Annotated in this window: 24 protein-coding genes; 9 read left to right on the top strand and 15 right to left on the bottom strand. The window is 33.6% G+C overall.

Annotated elements, in window-relative coordinates:
• Positions 1-78: 78 nt before the first annotated feature.
• Both FLV_RS00185 and FLV_RS00180 read right to left on the bottom strand, forming a co-directional pair.
• Complete coding sequence (locus FLV_RS00185; RefSeq protein ID WP_243229928.1) at positions 79-1,158, bottom strand: glycosyltransferase family 9 protein; 1,080 nt, start codon at positions 1,156-1,158, stop codon at positions 79-81.
• 246 nt (positions 1,159-1,404) lie between these two features.
• Entirely contained in the window at positions 1,405-2,199 is a 795-nt protein-coding gene (locus FLV_RS00180; protein ID WP_243229927.1) for a DUF2797 domain-containing protein, read from the bottom strand.
• A gap of 225 nt (positions 2,200-2,424) precedes the next feature.
• Here FLV_RS00180 and FLV_RS00175 point away from each other — a divergent pair, with 225 nt between their 5' ends.
• Both FLV_RS00175 and FLV_RS00170 read left to right on the top strand, forming a co-directional pair.
• Positions 2,425-3,933, top strand: coding sequence for a GH3 auxin-responsive promoter family protein (locus FLV_RS00175; RefSeq protein ID WP_243229925.1), 1,509 nt, complete (start codon positions 2,425-2,427; stop codon positions 3,931-3,933).
• Positions 3,934-3,963: 30 nt separating this feature from the next.
• Positions 3,964-4,560, top strand: a complete 597-nt coding sequence (locus FLV_RS00170) for a hypothetical protein (protein ID WP_243229924.1) — start codon at positions 3,964-3,966, stop codon at positions 4,558-4,560.
• Between the two features lie 646 nt (positions 4,561-5,206).
• Here the strand turns inward: FLV_RS00170 and serB are convergent.
• The 13 genes from serB to FLV_RS00105 all read right to left on the bottom strand — a co-directional run bounded on the left by serB (position 5,207) and on the right by FLV_RS00105 (position 16,197).
• Positions 5,207-6,436 (bottom strand): phosphoserine phosphatase SerB, encoded by a 1,230-nt coding sequence (serB, locus tag FLV_RS00165; protein WP_243229923.1) that lies wholly within the window; start codon positions 6,434-6,436, stop codon positions 5,207-5,209.
• 158 nt (positions 6,437-6,594) lie between these two features.
• On the bottom strand, positions 6,595-7,035 hold the full coding sequence (locus FLV_RS00160; RefSeq protein WP_243229922.1) for a VOC family protein: 441 nt from the start codon (positions 7,033-7,035) through the stop codon (positions 6,595-6,597).
• 80 nt (positions 7,036-7,115) lie between these two features.
• Positions 7,116-7,553 (bottom strand): SRPBCC domain-containing protein, encoded by a 438-nt coding sequence (locus tag FLV_RS00155; RefSeq protein ID WP_243229921.1) that lies wholly within the window; start codon positions 7,551-7,553, stop codon positions 7,116-7,118.
• A gap of 2 nt (positions 7,554-7,555) precedes the next feature.
• Positions 7,556-7,963: a VOC family protein gene (locus FLV_RS00150; RefSeq protein WP_243229920.1), complete on the bottom strand. Its 408-nt coding sequence runs from the start codon at positions 7,961-7,963 to the stop codon at positions 7,556-7,558.
• A 231-nt stretch (positions 7,964-8,194) separates the two neighbouring features.
• Positions 8,195-8,599, bottom strand: a complete 405-nt coding sequence (locus tag FLV_RS00145; protein ID WP_243229919.1) for an SRPBCC family protein — start codon at positions 8,597-8,599, stop codon at positions 8,195-8,197.
• A gap of 277 nt (positions 8,600-8,876) precedes the next feature.
• Positions 8,877-9,542 carry a murein L,D-transpeptidase catalytic domain-containing protein gene (locus FLV_RS00140; protein ID WP_243229918.1) on the bottom strand — a complete coding sequence of 222 codons (666 nt, stop codon included), beginning with the start codon at positions 9,540-9,542 and terminating at the stop codon, positions 8,877-8,879.
• A complete protein-coding gene (locus tag FLV_RS00135) occupies positions 9,526-10,125 on the bottom strand; it encodes a hypothetical protein (protein ID WP_243229916.1) in 600 nt (199 codons plus the stop codon). Before FLV_RS00135 ends, FLV_RS00140 begins: the two co-directional genes overlap by 17 nt.
• Before the next feature lie 137 nt (positions 10,126-10,262).
• Positions 10,263-11,495: an ATP-dependent Clp protease ATP-binding subunit ClpX gene (clpX, locus tag FLV_RS00130; protein ID WP_243229915.1), complete on the bottom strand. Its 1,233-nt coding sequence runs from the start codon at positions 11,493-11,495 to the stop codon at positions 10,263-10,265.
• Positions 11,496-11,728: 233 nt separating this feature from the next.
• A complete protein-coding gene (gene clpP, locus FLV_RS00125; protein WP_243229913.1) occupies positions 11,729-12,403 on the bottom strand; it encodes an ATP-dependent Clp endopeptidase proteolytic subunit ClpP in 675 nt (224 codons plus the stop codon).
• A gap of 344 nt (positions 12,404-12,747) precedes the next feature.
• Positions 12,748-14,070 (bottom strand): trigger factor, encoded by a 1,323-nt coding sequence (locus tag FLV_RS00120; protein ID WP_243229911.1) that lies wholly within the window; start codon positions 14,068-14,070, stop codon positions 12,748-12,750.
• A 119-nt stretch (positions 14,071-14,189) separates the two neighbouring features.
• Positions 14,190-14,531, bottom strand: a complete 342-nt coding sequence (locus tag FLV_RS00115) for a phage holin family protein (protein ID WP_243229910.1) — start codon at positions 14,529-14,531, stop codon at positions 14,190-14,192.
• 163 nt (positions 14,532-14,694) lie between these two features.
• The gene (locus FLV_RS00110) at positions 14,695-15,459 is read right to left on the bottom strand and encodes an alpha/beta fold hydrolase (protein ID WP_243229909.1); all 765 of its coding nucleotides are present in this window, start codon (positions 15,457-15,459) and stop codon (positions 14,695-14,697) included.
• A 24-nt stretch (positions 15,460-15,483) separates the two neighbouring features.
• Entirely contained in the window at positions 15,484-16,197 is a 714-nt protein-coding gene (locus FLV_RS00105; RefSeq protein WP_243229907.1) for a pyridoxine 5'-phosphate synthase, read from the bottom strand.
• Between the two features lie 116 nt (positions 16,198-16,313).
• Here FLV_RS00105 and FLV_RS00100 point away from each other — a divergent pair, with 116 nt between their 5' ends.
• The 7 genes from FLV_RS00100 (at position 16,314) to FLV_RS00070 (ending at position 23,804) form a co-directional block, all read left to right on the top strand.
• Positions 16,314-16,973: a CBS domain-containing protein gene (locus FLV_RS00100; RefSeq protein WP_243229906.1), complete on the top strand. Its 660-nt coding sequence runs from the start codon at positions 16,314-16,316 to the stop codon at positions 16,971-16,973.
• Positions 16,974-17,058: 85 nt separating this feature from the next.
• Positions 17,059-17,946, top strand: coding sequence for an NAD kinase (locus tag FLV_RS00095; protein ID WP_243229904.1), 888 nt, complete (start codon positions 17,059-17,061; stop codon positions 17,944-17,946).
• A 173-nt stretch (positions 17,947-18,119) separates the two neighbouring features.
• Complete coding sequence (locus FLV_RS00090; RefSeq protein ID WP_243229902.1) at positions 18,120-18,803, top strand: DUF6089 family protein; 684 nt, start codon at positions 18,120-18,122, stop codon at positions 18,801-18,803.
• Between the two features lies 1 nt (position 18,804).
• Positions 18,805-19,545 carry an isoprenyl transferase gene (locus tag FLV_RS00085; RefSeq protein WP_243229901.1) on the top strand — a complete coding sequence of 247 codons (741 nt, stop codon included), beginning with the start codon at positions 18,805-18,807 and terminating at the stop codon, positions 19,543-19,545.
• The gene (locus FLV_RS00080; protein WP_243229900.1) at positions 19,478-22,225 is read left to right on the top strand and encodes an outer membrane protein assembly factor; all 2,748 of its coding nucleotides are present in this window, start codon (positions 19,478-19,480) and stop codon (positions 22,223-22,225) included. The genes FLV_RS00085 and FLV_RS00080 overlap by 68 nt, the downstream gene beginning before the upstream one ends.
• A 41-nt stretch (positions 22,226-22,266) precedes the next feature.
• The gene (locus FLV_RS00075) at positions 22,267-23,280 is read left to right on the top strand and encodes an OmpH family outer membrane protein (protein ID WP_243229898.1); all 1,014 of its coding nucleotides are present in this window, start codon (positions 22,267-22,269) and stop codon (positions 23,278-23,280) included.
• Between the two features lie 14 nt (positions 23,281-23,294).
• Positions 23,295-23,804: an OmpH family outer membrane protein gene (locus tag FLV_RS00070; protein WP_243229897.1), complete on the top strand. Its 510-nt coding sequence runs from the start codon at positions 23,295-23,297 to the stop codon at positions 23,802-23,804.
• Positions 23,805-23,806 lie beyond the last annotated feature (2 nt).

Raw genomic sequence — 23,806 nt, 5'->3', positions numbered from 1 at the left:
ATTTAATAGCCTTTTTTTAGTGTTATTTGTAATCAAAAAACTGCTTATTTGACTTTTGAGACAGCCTCTTTACTTTTTTTAAATTGCTTTAGAGTAGATTCCCGATTTTCCATGATCTAAAATGGTGTTGAAAACTTTAAAATACTCTTTTTCAGAAACAGTATTTATATCTACTCCAATACTGTTATTATCGTAAGGCTCATATTTTTTTAAATTAGAGACCGAGAATAATCCTACCGTTGGCGTGTGTACAGCACTGGATAAATGCATAATTCCGCTATCGGCTCCAATGAATAAATCGGTATTTGCAATTACCGATCCAATTTCACGAACATCTTTGCTGTAAAATGTTGGTGCTTTAAAACCAATCTGGGAAACATTTTCTATTGGCAGGATTTCAATGATATTATAATTTTCATATTCAGATTTCAGACTGTTATAAAAATCTTCCCACCAGGATTCTGATAAACATTTTGTTCCTGTTGCATAAGTAAACACACAAATTGTTTTTTTATAATTTTTTACAAGGCTTCGCAGTGTTCTCTTCCCTTCAGCAACTTCAAAAGCCGTTAATTTAAGATCTAAAGGAGCAATAAGGCTTTCTCTTTTCTCAAAACCTAACTTAGTCAAATAATCCCTGAAATGATAAATAGGGTATTTGGCAATGTGAGCGTAATCTCCATAATATAAATTGGCAGAAAAAGGTAAATCACCAAAAAACTTAAACTTGGAATTAGAAAATTTGGTTGCCAGACGACCTGAAGATGAACCCTGATCTACATTTATGACAATATCATATTTGTACTTTTTTAAAGAAATCCAGACGCTGCAATATTTCAACAAATTGCTAAAAGGTTTTTTGGGCAATTGAATGATTCTCGATATGTGGTCATACTTTTCAAATATGATTGGTGCTAATGACCCTTTTACAAATAAATCAATTTCACAATTCGGAAACGTTTCTTCCAGTTCCTGAACAAAAGGTGTAATCAGTAAAAGATTTCCCAATCGTGCATTTGGCCTGCAAATTAAAACTCTTTTGATCTCGTTTCTGTTAACTAAAGTAATGCCCTGCTCTGCGTTCGATTTTCCTATATTCTTTGTCAAACTTCGCATTAAAGTACGCCTGACAGTATTTATTTTCTTTAAAACTCCCATTTTATAACTAATTAATCTGATTTATAATCTTTTAAAAAACGAATCCTTTTGTAATTTTTCACAAAACTAATTCCTTAATCTTCTAAAAATAAAAATCTTCCAACAAGTAATCATTATAAAATTGTAACGAAATGTTTCAAAATAACCACAACAAATACATCATTATCAAATACTTAAACATAAAACAACAAAAAAATGCTTTGTAATTTACAAAGCATTTTTCATGATATTTTAAAAATCGAAATTTTAAACTGAAATAGTAACCAAATACCCTTCAGAACCTCTGATATTAAAAACAGTTCCGTTTTCAAAAATCAAATATTGGCCTTTAATTCCGGTAAGTTTACCACTAAATGAAGGTGTTTTATCTAAATTTAAACTTGCCACTTTTGCCGGGTAATGTAAAACCGGATAATACAAATCGTACACATCCTCTTTTTGACTATAAAAGTATTCTCTGGCTTCTTCCGGAATCAAACTTTCTAATTTTGCTTTTTCAGCAATTAAATCAAAAGTCTCTGTTGGATTTTGAAGCATTTTTCTCCAATTGGTTTTATCAGTATAATGATTTTTTAGCGCAACTTCGGTAATTCCTGCCAAATATCGATTTGGGACCTCAACCACAGCAATTGCCTGACTTGCCCCCTGATCTATCCATCGGGTTGGCACTTGTGTTTTACGGGTTACACCTACTTTTATTTCGCTTGCTACTGCCAGATAAACCACATGAGGTTGTAACTGAACTTTTTGTTCATACTCCAAATCACGGTCTGCGATTCCTAAATGTGCTGTACTCAGTTCAGGTCTCATAATCCAGTCTCCAACTGCCGGACTTGAATAAAAACAATCATAGCAAAACCCCTGACGGAATATTTTTTTCTTTTTATTGCAATTCAAACACTGGTAACCTGCAAAGTTGATTTCGATTTCCTTGTTCAATAACTGATTCATGTTTAGAAAACTATTTTCAAAAACCAGATAATATTGAATTGGATTTCCGATTTCAGTTTGCATTTTAGTAAGTACACCTTGATATTGCATGGTTATTTTAGATTGTCGGGGTTAGATTTTAGATTCTTTTTTGAGTTAAAAATTGAAATTATACAATAGAATCTTACCACAAATAAAATTGTTTTTTGCTAAAAAACACTATTTTTGATATAACGACAAAGTTAGTATTTGTATATCGATATTCAAATTTTAAATCTCCGGCTTTTGCGAAAAGCAGGAATCAGAAATCTAAAATCTAAAATCTAAAATTTCCCCATGCCTATATCCATAATAAATTCGTTTGCTTCCTGGGTTCTCAAACAAAGAATTCATCAAATTGAACTTTTTTTAAAATATCCAAACGAAGTTCAGGAAGAGCTTTTACATAATTTATTGACGGCTTCAGAAAATACGATTATTGGAAAAAAATATGATTTTGCATCGATCAACTCTTATAAAACTTTTGCCGAAAGGGTTCCCATTTCTGGTTATGAGGAATTACAGCCTTTAATTGAACGTACACGCCAGGGCGAACAGGGCGTTTTTTGGGAAACCCCTATAAAATGGTTTGCAAAATCAAGCGGGACCACCAATGCCAAAAGTAAATTTATCCCTGTAAGTAACGAAGCTTTAGAAGATTGCCATTATAAAGGCAGTAAAGATTTGCTTTGTCTGTATCTGAATAATAATGAAGATTCCGAATTGTTTTTAGGAAAAAGTCTTCGCTTGGGCGGAAGTTCTCAGATTTACGAAAACAACAATACTTTTTTTGGAGATTTATCGGCGATTCTAATTGAAAATATGCCGATTTGGGCAGAATTTAGCAGTACACCGAGCAATAAAACTTCGCTGATGACCGAATGGGAAAGCAAAATTGCTGCGATCATTAACGAAACAAAAACTGAAAACGTAACCAGTTTCGCAGGAGTTCCTTCGTGGATGCTGGTTTTAATGAACAGGGTTTTAGAAGACACCGGAAAAGGAAATTTACTGGAACTTTGGCCGAATCTGGAAGTATATTTTCACGGAGGCGTAAGTTTTTCTCCATACAAAGAACAATACAAGAAAATTCTACCTGGCAAAGATTTTAAATACTACGAAATATATAATGCTTCAGAAGGATTCTTTGCGATTCAGGATTTGAACAATTCGAGTGATCTATTATTGATGCTGGATTATGGTATTTTCTACGAATTTATTCCGATGGAAACTTTTGATACTCCAAACCAAAAAGTGATCCGTTTGGCGGATGTGGAACTGAATAAAAACTACGCCATTGTTATTACGACCAATTCCGGGTTATGGCGTTATTTAATTGGTGACACCGTTCGTTTTACATCCTTAAATCCGTACCGAATTAGAGTTACCGGAAGAACCAAACACCATATTAATGTTTTTGGCGAAGAACTGATGGTCGAAAACACCGATCAGGCGATTGCCAAAGCCTGCGAAATTACTCAAACCGAAGTTATTGATTATACCGTTGCCCCTATTTTTATGCAAGACAAGGAAAAAGGCGCACACGAATGGATGATCGAATTCAAGAAAAAACCTACCGATGTTGGTCTTTTCCAAAAAGTACTTGATGAAACCTTACAAACTTTAAACTCTGATTACGAAGCGAAACGCTATAATAATATGACCTTAAATCCTCTGGTGATTAATGTTGCCAGAGAAAATTTATTTTATGACTGGCTGAAGGAAAGAGACAAACTAGGCGGCCAGCATAAGATTCCGAGACTTTCGAACCAGAGGGATTATCTGGAGCAGTTGAAGGAGATGTAGGGCTTTAAAAAAAATGACAAAATGAAACTTATGAAAAACTTAATGTTTTTGGCTTTAACATTTGCAACAAATGTTAGTATTAGTCAGAACATTTTCAAAAATGAAAGTATTGGATTTAGTATTGAACAACCAGAAAAATGGATAAAAGCAAAAGAAGGTCAAACTATTGAAAATTTAAAAAGCAACATAAAATTAGATGAGAAAGTTATTGCGAAATTATTAGAACAAAACAAAGGAACAATTCAAGTTGTCACTTATTTCAAATATCCAATCGAAACAACAGCAGGAATTATACCAACTATTAAAGTTAACTTAAGAAGTAATCCTCATAAAAATTTTGCTGATTTTAGAAAAAGTATTGAAGAAAGTTTCATTAGTATAAAAAAAGTTTTTTCTGACTTTAAATATACTAGCGAACCTACCGAAAGCGTAATCAATGGTAGAAAATGTATAACAGCCTCTTGTATTTACACTCTAACTGGTATAGGAGGAAGTGAAAAAGTTAATATTATAGTGTATGCCATTCCAGTAAAAGATCAATTTTATCAAGTTACATTAATGGACACTAAAGATGACAATAACACTGAATTGTTTCAAAAAATCATTAATACAATAGCGATTAAATAAAAAAACTAATATGCTAGCATGAGCGCCACATGTTGGTACGAGGGCTGCCCTATGCTAGCGCGAGCGTCCCGCTCGTGAACACAATCAAATTCAAATTACTTTTCTTTGTGGGTACGAGCGGGACGCTCGCACTAGCATAAAAATTGCCTACCAACTTAATAGTTTTAGAAACGATAATTCCCCTATACCAACGAGAACGTCCCGCTCGTGAACACAATCAAATTCAAATTACTTTTCTTTGTGGGTACGAGCGGGACGCTCGCACTAGCATAAAAATTGCCTACCAACTTAATAGTTTTAGAAACGATAATTCCCCTATACTAACGAGAACGTCCCGCTCGTGAACACAATCAAATTCAAATTACTTTTCTTTGCGGGTACGAGCGAGACGCTCACACTAGCACAAAAATTGTCTGACAATTTAATAGTTTTAGAAACGATAATTCCACTAAATCGCATGAGGGATAGAAGTGGAAATCCTTTTGTGCCGGGGTTCGGCATAAAAGATTGTAACGAATAGCCCGACCCGCTTTTTCTGCGGGGCATGCCTATAAAAAAACCTTAATTCAAAGAACTAAGGTTTCTATAATCAATTGTAAAAAACGCACTGCTGTGCGCCTCTACCGTAATACATACGATAATTTGTTTACATCATATCAATATATCGGTCGTGATAACCTAACAGATACAGCACACCATCAAGACCTAAACTTGAAATCGAATTTGAGGCACTTTCTTTAACTTTTGGTTTGGCGTGAAAAGCGATTCCGAGACCTGCAAGGTTGATCATTGGTAAATCGTTTGCACCATCACCAACCGCAATGGTCTGGTTGATGTGGATTCCTTCTTTTTCGGCAATGGCTGTCAGGTATTCTGCTTTTTTGATACCATCAACAATATCACCTATATATTTACCGGTTAATTTACCATCTTTAATTTCTAACTGATTGGCATGTACGTAATCGATCCCCAGCTCTTTTTGAAGATATTCTCCAAAATAAGTAAATCCTCCGGATAAGATTGCGGTTTTATAACCGTAGTATTTTAACGCTTTCATCAAACGATGTGCTCCTTTTGTGATAGGTAAATTTTCGGCGACTTTTTGCAAAACGTCTTCGCTTAAACCTTCCAGCAAAGCCATACGTTTTTTAAAACTTTCGTTAAAATCAATTTCACCGTTCATAGCAGATTCGGTAATCGCTCTTACCTGCTCTCCTACTCCGTTTAATTCCGCCAGTTCATCAATAACTTCGGTCTGAATTAAAGTTGAATCCATATCAAAGCAAACCAAACGTCTGTTTCGTCTGTAAATATTATCTTCCTGAAACGAAATATCAACATCAAGCGTTCTGGAAATTGCCATAAAATTAGCTGTCATTTCGATCTTATTTACAATTTCGCCGGTAACGGATAACTGGATGCAGGAACGCGGATACTCTTCTTTTTCAACAACAGAAGTTCTTCCTGTTAATCTGATAATGGAGTTAATGTTCAGGTTTTGGTCTGTCATTATTTTAGTCACGGCAGCCAATTGTACGGCCGTTAATTTTTCGCCTAAAATATTGATAATGTAACGCTGATTAGATTGTGATTTAACCCAAGTTTCATAATCTTCAATAGAAATCGGAATGAATTTAACCTTTACTTCCAGCTCATAAGCTTTAAACAAAAGATCTTTTAAAACAGGTCCCGAACTTGAACCGGCTTCGATTTCGAATAAAATTCCTAAAGATAATGTATCGTGAATATCAGCCTGACCTATATCTAAAATAACGGCGTCATAAGCCGCTAATACTGAAGTTAAACCTGCTGTAACACCCGGTTTGTCGTGTCCTGAAACTTTTAATAAAATAATTTCCTTATCTTCTTTTGCCATTTTATCCTTGTTGATTTAAGAAGCGACAAAAATCGGCAATCTATTGTTGATATAAAAGTATATTGTTTGTTTTTTATAACGAAAAAGCACAAATCAATGTGCTTTTTAAAGTAATTTAACAATTATGTTCAGGTATTAAAATAACCTAACTTTTTTACTTATTTATTTGGTTCATTTTCATCAAAATTCACCATCCAGCTTACACCAAATTTATCCCTGAACATTCCGAAATAAGCACCCCAAAAGGTTTTGTTCATAGGCATAAAAACAGTTCCTCCGGCTGAAAGCCCGTTAAAAATCCTGTCTGCTTCTGCTGCACTTTCCACATTTACTGAAACTGAAAAATTACCTCCGGAAACTACCTCTCCGGATTGCTCATTGCTGTCACTTCCCATTAAAATGGTATTTCCTATTGGGAGCGAAACATGCATGATCCGGTTTGCATCTTTTTCTGAAACCTTTGCAGAGCCATCTTCTGACGGCATATCCTTAAATTTTCCGATATACGGAAATTCCCCTCCAAAAACGGATTTGTAAAGCAAAAATGCTGCTTCGCAATCTCCGTTAAAAATTAAATACGGGTTTACTGATGTTGCCATGATTTGATATTTTATTATTATTTATTGTTTTTATTATCATTGCAATTGACATTGATTTTTATAATTGACATTTGATCTTTTTATTTCTCCGAAATCTCCTTCACTGTTTCCAGACCTTTTGGAAAAGCTTCTTTAAAATAATCGACATATTTTTCAACTACGTCAACATGAACAATCAAATCAATAAATTCATCATCCGGAGTCAGTCGATAGATTTCCATTGCTCCGCTCCATTTTTTAGTTTCTTCATCAAGAGGCAGTTCCTTAAAGTCTTTTATTTCTCCAATATGCTTAAAAGCCATATATTCATTTGGAACTTTCTTTTCAATAACACTGTTCATTCCTTCCCCATTTAGAGACAAAAAATGTATTTTATCACCTTCATTCCAGTCACTTACCGCGTATGAACTTTCACAAAAAGCACCTGTCCACTCTCTATACGTTTTATCATCCCATAAAACCGACCAGACTTTTGCCGAAGAAGCTTTAATTCTGATTTTAAACTGTAATGTTTCCATAATTATGATAATTTACTAAAATCCATAAATAAAACATTCCAACGATGGCCATCTAAATCTGCAAAACCAAAACCGTACATCCAGCCCTGACTTTCTGACGGAGCCGCAAAAACAGTTCCACCGGCATCCTGTACTTTTTTAGCCAGTTCTTCAACTTCTTCTCTGCTCTCGGCATCAATCGAAATCAAAACCTCAGAACCCAAATTAGTATCAGCAATACTGTTTTGTGAAAAACCTGCAAAAACCGACTCTTCGAAAAGCATCACTACAAAATGCCCTTCGCCTACAACCATACAAGTCGAAGTTGGAGTATCATGTTGTTCATTGAACGAAAAACCTATTTTCCAGAAAAAATCTTTCGCTTTTGCCACATTTTTCACTGGCAGATTCAACCATATTTGTTTTGTCATTTTTTTGATTTTTTGTTGGTTAGCTATTTATTTATTTATCTTTTACCATATAAGTGATATAAGTTCATTTAGCTTTGGGCTTTAGTTTTACAATTGTCATCCTGAGCGGAGTCGAAGGCTTATGAAAACGAGGACTTCGACTCCGCTCAGCCTGACATTGAGTTTTTAAATGTTTTTTTAAACTTATAATTTAAGCTAATCTTTGAACCTTTTCTGGCTCTAGCTTTGAACCTAATTAGCTTCAGCGTAATTTTTAAAATTATCCAAAATAGCCTGCCAGCCTGCACGCTGCATTTCTTCCGGATTTTGTGTTTCAGGGTCAAAACTTTCAATTATTTCAACACCTTCTGCGGTTTCTGCAAAGGTAATTTCAACCTTTCTGCCGTCAGCCATAACATATTCAATTGCTTCGTTCGGTTTCACCAAAGTATATTCGCCTTCAAAATCAAAACTCATACTACCGTCTTTTGCAGCCATAGTCGATTTAAATTTTCCGCCTTCCCTCAAATCATTTTCTGCGTAAGGTGTATGCCAGTCCGGAGATGCAAAGCTCCATTTTATAATATGTTCCGAAGAATTCCATAAATTCCAAACTTTGTCAAGAGATGCTTTAATCACATTTTTTACCGTTATCATTATTTATTTATTAAAATTGAAGTTCATTTTTTATAAAATTACAAATTATTTAATACAAACTTAAAATATTACCAAATGGTCTCTATAAGGCTTATTAAATCTCGGAAGAAATTTAGGGTTTAGTAGTTTTATTAGAAGCAGAAAGTCTGTTTTCAAAAGAACCTGTAGTCCTGCTCTCCACTATATCTGTTGTTGCTCCCTAGCTATCGGGAGCAACAACAGGATGCCGTTACGATCAGGGCTAAAACAGAAGTTTTGTTTTCATAACACAAAACGGTTATGACTTAATAACCCACATCAAAACCTTCTTATTGGTTTTCAAGAGTTCATCAATTTCTTTCATGCTTTCGTTAGAAACTGCCGGGCAGCCCCAGCCTTCAGGTGTTCCCTCAGGAAAAACTTCCTCATCCGGAATCGCTTCCCAGGAATGCAAAACTATAGAACGCTTTAGGGCATTGGAGTTTGATTTGTCTTTGCCTTTTAAAATATAATTAACCTTAATTCCCCATTGGCTTACTCCACGATCTAAAATCACATATTTCCCCAACGAAGAACAATGCGAATCAAATTCATTGCTAATTAGTGCATCCTTTTTTGATGAAGTCCTTCCCCATTCATTAGCACCGCAGCCATGACTTACCATGTAGGATTTTGATATTTTTTTGTCTTTAAAATCATATATAAAAAATCTTTTCAAACCCGAATGAACTCCTAAATCAATCAAAATAAATTTGTCCTGATTCAGGTTATTTGCCTTGCAATACTGCTGTGCTTCTTTGTAATAATTGTCATAATTAATTTCAACTCTTGGCTTTTCTTTTGAAACTATTTCGCTTGTCAGTTCATTCTCAGAAACAGTCATTACTTTATTTTCTTTATTACAAGAAAATCCGAAGACACAAAACAGTACGAAGATTAAATAATTTTTAATTATAATTTTCATCCTGACAAATAACTTGGTTATTAAAAAAAGCATTAAACATTTTAAATTCACCCAAATATGAATCTTGAAAACTAATATCATCTATAATGTTATTCATTATTGCTTCAGGGAATTTGGTATATGACAGCTTTTCTTCTATGATTTTTTCAATATCTAAAGCTAAATCTTTGATTTTTCTACAATCTTGATTTTCCTTTTCCAATTCTTCAAGCCTTGATTTTGAAATAAAGATTTGATTAGTATGAATTGTAGTTTTAATTACATAATAAGGAACTAAAATACTCATATACAAAGTGATTGAACAAAGCTCACCATCTTCAACAACAGTCAAAAGAAATGTATAACACCGATCCTGCAAATCCAGTCTGGAAAAATCCTGAAATTCTTTCAAAACCAAATCTTTACCAAATTCTTCTTTAATAGTATTTCGTGTCTTTTGACTTTCATCAGAATCAAAAAAATCTATTATTGATTGTAGTCTTTTATATTCTGAAGTTTCTAAGTACAATTCTTGCTGATTCCATGGACATATATTTTTAGGATAATATAAATATGCCAAACTTTTTAAAACTTCAGTTATCATATCTTAACAGTAAAAGATTACAAAAACCAAATATATTATTTTATAATAAAGAACGAAAAACATTGATTAAGTATTTCGATATAAAAAAAACCTGCTCAAATAAATGAACAGGTTTTAGAGAAAATAGTATTTAATATTTAAGAAGCAATTTCCATTCGCTTCAATAAATTTTTACTTAGTGTATGTTCTGCATATTCTTTGTCAATTGACAGTGTCTTATCATCAGAACTTGGCAATTCGTACATAGCGTCAGTTAAAATTGCCTCACATAACGAACGTAATCCACGTGCGCCTAATTTGTATTCTAAAGCTTTGTCAACAATAAAATCTAAAGCTTCATCGGTAATATTAAATTCCACTTCATCCATTAAAAACAGCTTTTGATATTGTTTTACCAATGCATTTTTAGGCTGCGTTAAAATGGCACGCAATGTTTCTCTGTCTAAAGGATCCATGTGCGTTAAAACCGGTAAACGGCCAATAATCTCAGGAATTAAACCAAAATCTTTAATATCTTTTGGAATAATATACTGTAATAAATTGTCTTTGTCAATATTGTCAACATTCTTAGAAGTAGAATATCCAACTGCCTGACGATTCAGACGTTTTGAGATAATACGCTCAACCCCGTCAAAAGCTCCTCCGGCTATGAACAGGATATTTTGGGTATTCACCTCAACAAATTTTTGGTCCGGGTGTTTACGCCCTCCTTTTGGCGGTACGTTTACAACTGTTCCTTCCAATAATTTAAGCAAAGCCTGCTGAACTCCTTCACCGGAAACGTCACGTGTTATAGACGGATTATCACTCTTACGGGCAATTTTATCAATTTCGTCAATAAATACGATTCCACGTTCGGCTTTGGTTACATCATAATCTGCCGCTTGTAACAAACGAGTCAAAATACTTTCAACATCTTCTCCTACATAACCGGCTTCTGTAAGTACAGTTGCATCTACAATAGCCAAAGGAACATCTAACATTTTCGCAATAGTTTTTGCCACCAATGTTTTTCCTGTTCCGGTTTGACCAACCATGATGATGTTACTTTTTTCAATTTCCACTTCGTCGTCTAATTGCTGCTGCATTAAACGCTTGTAGTGATTGTAAACCGCAACAGACATCACTTTTTTTGTCTGATCCTGACCAATAACATATTGATCCAGAAAAGCTCTGATTTCTTTTGGTTTCTTTAAAATCAAGTCACCAACTAATTTCGAGCTTCCACTTGATTTTAATTCTTCTAAAACAATTCCGTGTGCCTGTTCAATACACTTATCACAAATATGTGCATTAATACCTGCTATCAATAAATTAGTTTCTGGCTTTTTTCTTCCACAAAACGAACATTCTAATACTACTTTTGCCATTCTTTATTTAAGTTACTAAGTTGCAAAGATACTAAGTTTCTAAGCTTTTTAATTTAAAACTTAACTCCTTGCCGCTTAACTTTTTTGTTTAAAGTTTCAAGTTTTAGGTTTCAAGTTCGCCAAAGCAACTTGAAACCTGAAACTAATTTTTATATGCTTTTTTTTAAGCTACATAGTTACAAAACTAATAATCTTAGTCCCTTTGTAACTTTGTAACTTTGCAACTCTTAAATTTAGCTTCTTCTCAAAACTTCATCAATCATTCCGTATTCTTTTGCTTCGTCAGCAATCATCCAGTAATCACGCTCACTGTCTTTGTGTACTCTTTCGAAAGACTGACCTGAATGCTGCGAAATAATATGGTATAATTCATCTTTTAATTTCAGCATTTCACGTAAGTTGATTTCCATATCCGTTGCAACTCCCTGAGCTCCTCCAGATGGCTGGTGAATCATCACTCTTGAATGTGGCAGAGCCGAACGTTTTCCTGCTGCTCCTGCGCATAATAGAACCGCTCCCATAGAAGCTGCCATTCCGGTACAAATTGTAGCAACATCCGGTTTGATGTATTGCATGGTGTCATAAATTCCAAGACCTGCGTAAACGCTTCCTCCCGGAGAGTTTAAATAAATCTGGATATCTTTTGATGCATCAGCACTTTCTAAAAATAATAACTGAGCCTGAACGATATTAGCGATTTGATCGTCTATACCTGTTCCTAAAAAAATAATTCTGTCCATCATTAATCTTGAAAAAACGTCTAATTGAGAAATATTCAACTGACGCTCTTCTATAATATATGGAGTCATATTTGTTGGGTTCATTGCCGCTATGATTTTGTCATAGTACATTGCGTTTACTCCCTGATGCTTTGTAGCAAATTTTTTGAATTCTTTACCGTAGTTCATATTTTTATTTTTAGTTTAAAATTGAAAAGTCTAAAGTCTGAAAGTGACTTAAAACGAATTAAACAAAGTTCATACCTTTTTATAAAGGATGCCAATTTGTCTTCTTTTTTAATATGCTAAGATCCTAAGGTACTAAGATTCTAAGTTTTTAAACTAAGAAACGTTTAATAGCTTGAAACCTGAAATAAAAAAAGAACGTCAACAGAAGAAAAACTTCCATTGACGTCCAAATATAATTATTTTTATCTTTCAGTTTCTGTAATAAAATATTAATTTTTAAAATCGAGTTAATGAAGCTTGCTTCTTAACTTTTGACTTTACAACTTAGACTTTCAGACTTAAATTTATTCTCCGTAAGAAGCTGCAATAAATTCTTCGTAAGTAACTTCTTTTGTTGTTGGATTTGCTTTTTCTTTGAATAAATCTAACAATTTAGCTGCAACAACCTGCTCAGAAAGTCTTTTCACTTCTTCCTGGTTAGATAAAACTCTAGCCACGATACCCTGAACTTCTTCATCTGTTGGATTAGTTTGTCCAAATTGAGCCATTTGTTGTTTGATAGCGCCAGTTGTAAACTCTTTCAAATCATCAAAAGTAATTTGGATATTGCTTTGAGCCATTGCTTTTCCTTCGATCAATTGAAAACGTAAACCTTTTTCAGATCTTGCGTATTCAACTTCAGCTTCTTCTGCAGAAAGTTTTTTCTCTCCAACAGTCTGCAACCATTTTTTAAGGAATTCAGCCGGTAAATCAAATTTTGTATTTTCGATCAGGAAATCCTGAACATCCAATAATAATTTTTGGTCAGCCTGCTGTGCAAATTGAGCTTCAGCATCTTCTTTAATTTTAGCTTTCAAATCTTCCAAAGAAGCTACTTTTCCTTCACCAAAAAGTTTATCAAATAATTCCTGGTTCAATTCTGCAGGTTCAGAAACATTGATGGCGCTGATTGTAAAAGCTACATCAACTGCTAAATCGTGTACATTATCGTGACCCACTTTCAAGTAATCCATTAATTGGTGATCGTCTTCAAATAAACCTTTTGTATTTACAGTAACTATATCACCAACTTCTTTACCTACAAATAAATCAGCTGTTTTTTTATCTTTGAAAACTGACAACGAAAAAGTTGTTTTGTTCTCGATTCCGTTTTCTTCATTTGAGAAAGTTCCGGTAACATCTGAATCTTCAGTAACTTTTTCAACTGGGTTTGCTTTTCCAAATTGTTTTTGGATACGCTCCACTTGTCCGTCGATTAATTTATCATCAGCAGTAACAATATATTTTACGATATTATTTTTAGCTTCTAAATCAATTTCGAAGTTTGGCACTAAACCAATTTCATACTCAAAAGTCAATTCTTCAGCGTCCCAGTCAATTTCGTTTTCTTTAGCAATAGGAGTTCCTAAAAGATTTAATCTTTCAGATTGAACAAAACGCTCTAAAGCCAAATCAACTACTTTTTTAATTTCTTCTTGTTTAATACCTTTTCCGTATTGTTTTTCAACAAGATCTTTAGGCACTTGTCCTTTTCTAAATCCTTTTACTTGTGCCAAAGGCAATTTTTCGTTGATTCTTTTTGCCACTTGACCTTTATAATCCATATGAACAACGTTCAATACAATTGTCTCGTTTACAGCGTCTATTGCTACTCTTTTAATATCCATCTTCTTCTTTAATTTACATAATAAAATTGGGTCGCAAAATTATAAAATTTTTGCAACCCAACCAAGTTTTTAATGTATTGTATTTGAAGAGGTTCAAAACCTTCTTTTTTTATCTGAATTTAGTCTTCTCCGATGATTTTATTTGCAATTGACTGCAAAACAGACAACACGATGCTAAACAATAATGCAGTCCAGAAAGTATCAACATGAAATCCTCCGACAATTTTTGTACAAAGCAACACTATTATAGCGTTTATAACCAATAAGAACAATCCTAACGTTACAATCGTAACCGGAAAAGTCAACACCACCAATATAGGTTTGATAAAAACATTTAATAACCCCAAAACGACCGCCACTATTACGGCTGTGGTAAAACTAACTACATGGATTCCTGTCATAAAATGACCTATTAACAAAACCAAAAGTGCTGTAGCAAGAATTCTGAGTAATAATTTCATTTGTTTTTATTTTAAACTTTTAATAAAAGTAAGCAATTTTATTATCAAGTCGAAAGTTTTAAAGTCATAATGTCAAAAGTCAAAAAAACAACAAAATCATTAAAATCAACGTCTCATATATTTTTGAAAATTAGTGCTAATTTGTGTAATTCGTGTTTAAAAACTACTCTTTCAAGAAAGTTGCTGTAATTTCGAAAAACATTTTTGGATTCTCGGCGTGAAGCCAGTGTCCTGCATTTGGAATTGTTTCGAAAACTGCTTTTGGAAAATATTTTCGAATATCATCAAAATCTGAATCTTCAATATAACCTGAATTTCCGCCACGTATAAATAAGGCCTCTTTTTCGAAAACCAATCCTTCTGCCAGTGGCTTTCCGATGGCATCCAGATTGTTGTTAAAAACTTCTAAATTGAATCTAAAAGCCAATTGCCCCGGTTCCTTCCAATATAAATTTTTCAACAAAAACTGACGCGTTCCAAAATCCGGAACATACTCAGAAACGATTGCTTCGACATCAGCTCGACTTGGTTTAACTGAAAAATCAACAGCATTCAATCCTCCTAAAATATCTTGATGATGTTGCTTGTAAAACCTCGGACCAATATCGGCAACAATCAATTTATCGACTAATTCCGGATGCGTAGCTGCAAAAAGCATTGCTACTTTTCCACCCATAGAATGTCCTAGAATATCAATTTTTGTCAAATTATTTGCCTGACAATATTCAAACACATCGTTAACCATGTCTTCATAACTCCATTCATCCGAATGAAAACTGCGTCCATGATTTCTTAAATCTAAAATATGAACCTGGAAACCCGCCTCAACATATTGTCCCGCTAGTGTTTTCCAGTTGTCTGACATTCCAAGAAAACCATGCATAATTACAAATGGTTTCCCTTCGCCTTCTATTTTTGAGTAAAGCATATTTATATTTTTTATTCTGGAGAATTATTTCAATTTATTCAGATACATATTCACCACATTATCCAAACCAAGATATAGCGCTTCTGAAATTAAGGCATGACCAATAGAAACCTCTAATAATCCCGGAATATTTTGCTTAAAAAACTGAATATTATCCAGACTTAAATCATGTCCTGCATTAATACCCAAACTTAATTCATTTGCCAATTCAGCAGCCTTTACGTAAGGATCGATTCCGTTTTTATTTCCTAAATCATATTGATGTGCAAAAGCTTCTGTGTATAACTCGATTCTGTCAGTTCCTGTTTTTTTGGCCCCTTCGATCATTTCTAAAACCGGATCAACAAAAATTGACGTTCGAATTCCATTTCTTTGAAATTCCTGAATAACCTCGGTTAAATACGCCTGATTTTTTATAGTATCCCAACCGGCAGAAGAGGTAATTGCACCAATTGCGTCTGGAACTAATGTTACCTGATCGGGTTTGCATTCTAAAACCAAATCAATAAAGTTATGTTGTGGATTTCCTTCAATATTATATTCTGTAGTAACAATTGCCTTTAAATCGCGGGCATCCTGATAACGAATGTGGCGCTCATCCGGGCGTGGGTGAATTGTGATTCCCTGACCTCCAAATTTTTGAATATCGGCAGCTACTTTTAACAAATCAGGAACATTTCCTCCGCGGGCATTACGCAAAGTTGCTATTTTATTGATATTTACACTTAATTTTGTCATATAAATAGATTATTAATTCTGGTAACATTATATTTGTAATGGCAAAAATACAAAGTAAAACGTAGCGTTTTTTGCTATTTTTTGATTATTTTGCATCAAATATCTTCAAACTACTTATGACAGAAATTACCAACTATATCACCAACGATTTTAGAGCAATCGACAGTCAGGAAACGATAGGGGCAGCTCAGGACTTTTTTGCCGATTTGAACTTTTCTCACTTTCCTGTTTTGGAAGATGGTATTTTTATAGGAAGCATTGCCGCTGATGATATTGAAACTTTTGATATTGATAAAAAAATCATTGACTACAAATATACTTTAGAACGCTTTTTTGCCAGAAAATCTATGATTTGGCTGGATGTACTGGAAGTTTTTGCCAAAAATCACACCAATGCAGTTCCGGTACTCGACGAAAACAACGCTTACATTGGATATTATGAAATGGAAGATATCATGAAATTTTTTCAGGAAACTCCATTTTTAAAAGAACAGGGCGGAATCATTATTGTACAAAAAGGGCTTTTAGATTATTCTATGGCACAGGTGGCGCAAATCGTAGAAAGTAACAATGGTAAAATTTTGGGCTGTTTTATATCTGAAGCCGACTTAGAGAATGTTCACATTACAGTAAAAATTGGTGTTGGACCAATGAATGAAATCATTCAGACTTTCAGAAGATACAATTACGAAATCATCTCAGAACATCAGGAAGACACCTATATAAACAGCTTAAAAGAACGTTCTGACTATTTAGACAAATACCTTAATATATAATTATAATGTGGCAATTAGAAAATGAGTCAATTATATAATTTCGATTGGCACATTATCTAATTTTCCCATTATCTAATTTAAAAAAATGAAAGTAGCAATTTACGGACAGTATTATCAAAACAGTACCGAACCCATTATCAAAGATATTTTTGTGTTTTTTAACACCAATAATGTCGAAATGGTCATTGAAGAAAACTTCCTGAAAATGCTTTACGAAAAACAGTTAATCAAAAAAGAATATAAAACTTTCTCAGCAAAAACAAAGCTTGATGATAGTTTTGAAATGCTGATTAGTATTGGTGGTGACGGAACTATTTTAAGAGCAGCCAGTCTGGTCCGTAATTCAGGAGTACCCATTTTAGGAATCAATGCCGGAAGATTAGGTTTTCTGGCAACAGTTTCAAAAGACAGTATTGATGACTTTTTACAATTTGTAATTGATAAAAACTATACCATCTCTGAAAGAACATTATTAAGTCTGACCTGCGACCCAAAAAATGATGCCATAGAAGATGATTTAAATTTTGCGATGAATGAAGTTACGGTTAGCAGAAAAGACACCACTTCGATGATTACCGTTGAAACCTATTTAAATAATGAGTATTTAAACTCATATTGGGCAGATGGGCTTATTCTGTCAACCCCAACTGGCTCCACAGGATATTCATTAAGTTGTGGCGGGCCAATATTAACACCTGATGTAAAAAGTTTAGTAATTACCCCTATTGCTCCCCATAATTTAAACGCAAGACCATTGGTTATACCTGATGACACCGAAATAAAACTTCGTGTTTCCGGAAGAGAGGATCAATATTTAGTATCGCTCGATTCGAGAATTGCTTCTATTAAAAACGAATCGATTTTAACCATTAAAAAAACCAATTTTAAAATCAAAATGGTAGAAATTCCAGGCGAAACTTTCTTAAAAACACTTAGAAAAAAATTGCTCTGGGGAGAGGACAAAAGGAATTAAGCTCTTTTAGAGATTTCAACTATACGATATTAGTACTTTTTTCCGTTTTGCATATACCGAATCCTCATTAAATGTCTCAAAATCATACTGTAAATCTAAAAAAAGACACATTTAACTAAAGAAACGTTGATTCGTATTGATAATTATTATATTTGCACGCAATTTTGAATTAAATGAAGAAAATTTTTAATTTATTGTTATGTTTTTTCCCCTTTATTACACTTAATGCTCAGATAAATGAGATTGGTGTTTTTCTTGGCGGAAGTAACTTTGTCGGGGATGTTGGGAGCACCACTTATATAGCTCCTGAAAAACCAGCTTTTGGTATATTGTATAAATGGAACAAAAGTCCACGCCATTCGTATCGCTTTTCATACACACAATCCACAATTGCAGGAAATGACTCAGAATCTGAAGAATCATCACGAAACAAAAGAGGTTTGAGTTTTAAAAACAGTGTAAAAGAACTTTCTGCAGGTTTAGAATTTAATTTTTTCGATTTTAATTTGCATGAAGAAGATCTTAAAATCACACCTTATGTATTTTCAGGCTTAAGTTATTTTAGATATGATGAATTACATGTAGAGAACGGAGTAACAGAAAAAGATAAAAAATCAAGTTCTCTGGCTATACCTATTACATTAGGATTAAAGTCAAACATTAGTCGAAATTTTGTTTTAGCAGCTGAAGTTGGAGCCCGATATACTTTTACAGACAATATAGACGGAAGCCATCCTAAAAACGACTCTTTTGCCAATAATCGTTTTGGTAATTTAAATAATAATGATTGGTATGTTTTTACTGGAGTAACCTTAACATATACCTTTGGACAAAAACCTTGCTATTGCGCAGAATAAAATGAATTTACTAGAATCTATAGATAAGACAAACTTACCCCGCCATATCGCCATTATTATGGATGGTAATGGCCGTTGGGCAAAACAACAAGGCTTTCTTCGTGTATTTGGGCATGAAAATGGCACTAATTCAGTAAGAGAGATAATCAAAACTTGCACTAAACTTGACATTGAATTTCTTACACTCTATACTTTTTCTTCAGAAAACTGGAATCGTCCAAAACTAGAAGTAAAGGCATTGATGAAAATATTAATTAGCTCTTTGAAAAAAGAACTAACTACCATGCAGGAAAACAACATTAAACTTGCTGCTATAGGTAATATTGACAAGTTGCCGGAGTCAGCTCAAAAACAGCTGAAAGAGTCAATCGAACAAACAAAAAACAATACAGGTTTAACACTAACTTTGGCCTTAAGTTACGGATCCAGAGAAGAATTGATAAACGCCGTAAAGGTCATTAGCGATAAAGTTAAAAATAATATAATTTCAATAGACACTATTGACGATTCAATTATAAATGAGCATCTTTACACGCAAAATTTACCTGACGTAGATTTATTAATACGAACAAGTGGAGAACACAGAATAAGTAATTTCCTGCTATGGCAAATAGCCTATTCAGAATTATATTTTACTGATGTACTCTGGCCGGACTTTAAAGCACAACATTTATATGAGGCTATCATTAGTTATCAAAAAAGAGAACGTAGATTTGGAAAAACCAGTGAACAAATTAAATAATACTTTAGTGTTGCAAAAAAAATTACAAATAATACTTACCCTGTTTATCCTGGGTAGTTTTTCTCAAATAAAAGCTCAAGAAAGAATTCCTTTTGATCAGGGAAAAAAATACATTCTTGCAAAAGTTTCTGTTGTTGGTAAAATAAGCTTCAATGAACAAACCGTTGTAACCTTTTCCGGACTGCAAAAAGGACAGGAAATTACCGTTCCGGGAGAAGAAATTAGTGGTGCAATCAAAAAATTAGGAAAGCTTGGTCTTTTTGATGAAATCGCTTTTTATGTAAATAAAGTAGAGAATGACAGTATCTATTTAGACTTAAACATAATTGAACTTCCTAAGCTGAACGAAGTAAAATTTGTTGGTATTAAAAAGAGTAAAGTTGAAGGATTAATAAAAGACAACAACCTGACAAAGAGCAAGATTGTAAACGAAAACTTAATTACTACAACAAAAAATTACATCGAAAACAAATACAAAAAAGAAGGTTTTTATAACACAAAAGTCACCATCACAACTACTCCTGATACTATTGCAGGAAACAATGTAAACATGCTTGTGCGTGTAGACAAAGGTGACAAAGTAAAAATTAGCAGTATTGACTTCATCGGCAACAAACAGTTTACTGACAGCAAATTGAGAAGTGCTATGAAAGATACCAAACAAAAAAACGTATTACGTGTTCTAAAAGCCTCTAAATTTATTCCCGAAAAATACAAAACTGACTTAGAAAAAGTTATTGCATCTTATAAAGAAAAAGGATATCGCGATGCTCGTATTATATATGACTCTGTCACTTATAATAAAGAAAAAAACATGCTTGCCATTAAAATTAATCTGGAAGAGGGAAACAAGTATTACTTCGGAAATATTAAATTTTTAGGAAATACTGTGTACTCTGACCAACAACTAAATCGTTATTTAGGCATTAAAAAAGGAGAAACCTACAATGGTGTTTTACTGGAAAAACGTATTGCAGACAAAACTAAACCTGATGGTGAAGATATCACCAACCTTTACCAAAATAATGGTTACTTATTTTCTAACATCAATGCCGTAGAAACAAGAACTGCAAATGACACAATTGATTTTGAAATTAGAATCACTGAAGGTCCTATTGCTTATTTCAACAAAATATCAGTAGTAGGAAATGATAAAACTAATGACCACGTTATCTACCGTGAACTAAGAACAAAACCTGGTGAAAAATACAGCAAAGAATTACTGGTAAGAACCATTCGTGAAATTGGTCAGTTAGGATTTTTCGATCCGGAGGCAATTGATCCTAAATTTAAAAACGTAGATGCCGCAGCCGGAACCGTAGATATCGAATACAATTTAGTTGAAAAAGGATCCAGCCAGGTAGAATTACAAGGAGGATACGGCGGTGGCGGTTTCATAGGAACCCTGGGATTATCTTTCAATAACTTTTCGGCAAGAAACATGTTTAAAAAGGATGCCTACAAACCATTACCTATGGGAGATGGTCAAAAAGTATCCCTTCGTTTACAAGGAAGTACGTTTTTCCAAACCTATAGTGTATCGTTCTCAGAACCTTGGTTTGGAGGAAAAAAACCAGTACAATTTAGTTCTTCTATCTCTTACAGTAAACAATTTAATTATAGCTACGGACGAAATGTAAATAAAGACCAAAGTTTTAACATTCTAACCTTACAAGTTGGACTTGCAAAAAGATTATCTGTTCCTGATGACTATTTTGTATTATCGCAATCGGTAAGTTACCAGCATTATGATTTAAATAATTACTTCACAGGATTATTTACTTTTGGTAACGGTTCATCCAGAAACTTAGCCTATACTATCGGACTGACGAGAAATAACAAAGGAGTAAACCCTATATTCCCTACTTACGGTTCAGAGTTTAGTGTTTCTGCAAAAGTAACACCACCTTATTCATTATTTAATGGTATTAATTACGCTGATTTAGAAAATCAAAAAGAATACAAAATAAGATATACTGGAGACAATAAAACAGGAGGTGACAACCAACCATTAAACAATGGTGATTATGTAAATGTAATAGGTACAGACGCATCTGGAAACCCAGTTTATAAAAGTGTAGGATCTGATTTTGCAAGTGCCGATACAAACCAGGCAAAAGTAGATCAGCAAAAATACAACTGGCTTGAATATTATAAAATTAAATTTAAAGCAGACTGGTATAATAAAGTATATGGTAAATTAGTTTTAAGAACATTAACTGAATTTGGTTTCATGGGGGCTTATAATGCTGATAGAGGTATTGTACCTTTTGAACGTTTCTATTTAGGTGGAGACGGTATGGCAAATTACTCAATGGATGGCAGAGAAAATGTTGGATTAAGAGGATATGAAAACAACTCCCTGACTCCAATTCAAAATAGCCAACAAGTTGGAGCAACTATTTACAACAAATTCTCAATGGAATTACGTTACCCAATTACACTTAAACCATCAGCCTCTATTTATGCATTAACGTTTTTAGAAGCAGGTTCATCTTACAATGGGTTCCAAAACTATAACCCGTTTGATTTATATCGTTCTGCCGGTTTTGGTTTACGTGTATTCATGCCTGCATTTGGATTATTGGGTATTGATTTTGGTTACGGTTTTGATGCACAACCAAATGAAACAAAAGCACATGGTCAGGAAATTCATTTTATTATTGGACAGCAATTTTAAAAACATGATATTTGGTTAAAATTTAGAAATAAAGCGGTGTTATGAGAAAACAATTTTTATTTATATTTTTAGCCCTGATTGTAGTAAATACAAGTGAGGCACAAACAAGATCCACTAGAATTGGCTACATCGACATGGAATATATTTTAGAAAATGTTTCTGATTACAAAGAAGCTAAATCTCAATTAGACTTAAAAGCTACTAAGTGGAAGCAGGAAATTGAAGCCAAAAAATTAGAAATAAATAAATTAAAGGAAAATCTTAAAACTGAAAAGGCTCTGCTTACCAAAGAGCTAATAGAAGAAAGAGAAACCGAAATTAAATTTCTGGAAAATGAGATGCTGGAGTACCAGCAAAAACAATTTGGAGTTGACGGAAACCTGATGCATCAAAAAGCAGCGTTGGCAAAACCAATACAAGATCAGGTTTTTACTGCTGTTCAAGATATCGCAGAAGCCAAAAACTATGATTTTATATTTGATAAATCATCTGATTTGACCATGCTATTTTCAGCTAAGAGATTTGATATAAGTGATCAGGTTATTCGCATTCTAAACAGAACAGAAAAAAGAGAACAACTCACCAAAAAGCAATTAAAAGAACAGGAAGTCAAAGAAAATCTTGAAAATGAGATTGACGAAAATCCGGCAATGGCCGAAAGACAAAAAGCATTGGATGCCAGAAAAGCAGCAAGAGAAAAATTAGTTGCAGACAGGAAATTAGAACAAGAAGCCAAAAGGAAAGAATACGAAGATAAAAGAAACGCAATAGCAGCTGAAAAAGCAGCCAAAAAAAATGGCACGGTTTCTGAAACTGCAAAAACAACAGAAGCTACAAAGACTGAAACAACAGCTACTCCTGCAGCAGTTCCTACAACAACAGAAACTACGACAAAAGCTGAACCTACAGTTAATAAAGCTGAAGAAAGACAGAAACTTTATGAACAGCGTAAAAAAGAATTAGAAGAAAAAAGGAAAAAAATTTTAGAAGAAAGAGAAGCGGCTAAAAAAGCAAAAGAAGCCGAAACACAAAAATCAAATACGACCAATAATTAATTAATATTTTTAAAATGATGAAACAAATCAAAACTTTAGTAATTGCTGCAGTGCTTATTTTAACTGCAAATAATACAATGAATGCGCAGGCCAAAACAGCTCATGTTGATGTTACCGAGATTATGTCGAAAATGCCGGCTATGCTTGATGCTCAAACTCAATTACAAAAATTAAGTGGTACATACGATGCAGAATACAAAAAAATGATTGAGGAATATCAAACAAAAATCAAAAAGTATGATGCTGAAGCTGCAACAGCAACTGAAGCAGTAAATACTGATCGTGCAAAAGAAGTTCAGGACATGCAAAAGAGAATTGGTGATTACAGAGACAATGCTCAAAAAGAACTACAACAAAAAGAAACTGATTTAGTAAAACCTTTAATTGACAAAGTGAAAGCTTCTATTCAAAAAGTAGGAAAAGCAAAAGGTTTCCAATATGTATTAGATGGTTCAAATTCAACTCTTTTATTAGCTGACGGTCCAAACCTTACTGCTGATGTTAAAAAAGATTTAGGATTCTAAGA

Origin of the sequence: Flavobacterium pectinovorum, from assembly GCF_022802975.1 — a bacterium.
GTDB classification, from domain to species: Bacteria; Bacteroidota; Bacteroidia; order Flavobacteriales; family Flavobacteriaceae; genus Flavobacterium; species Flavobacterium pectinovorum_B.
Note: the sequence above shows the minus strand (reverse complement) of the source record. Positions and strands in the feature narration are given on the sequence as shown.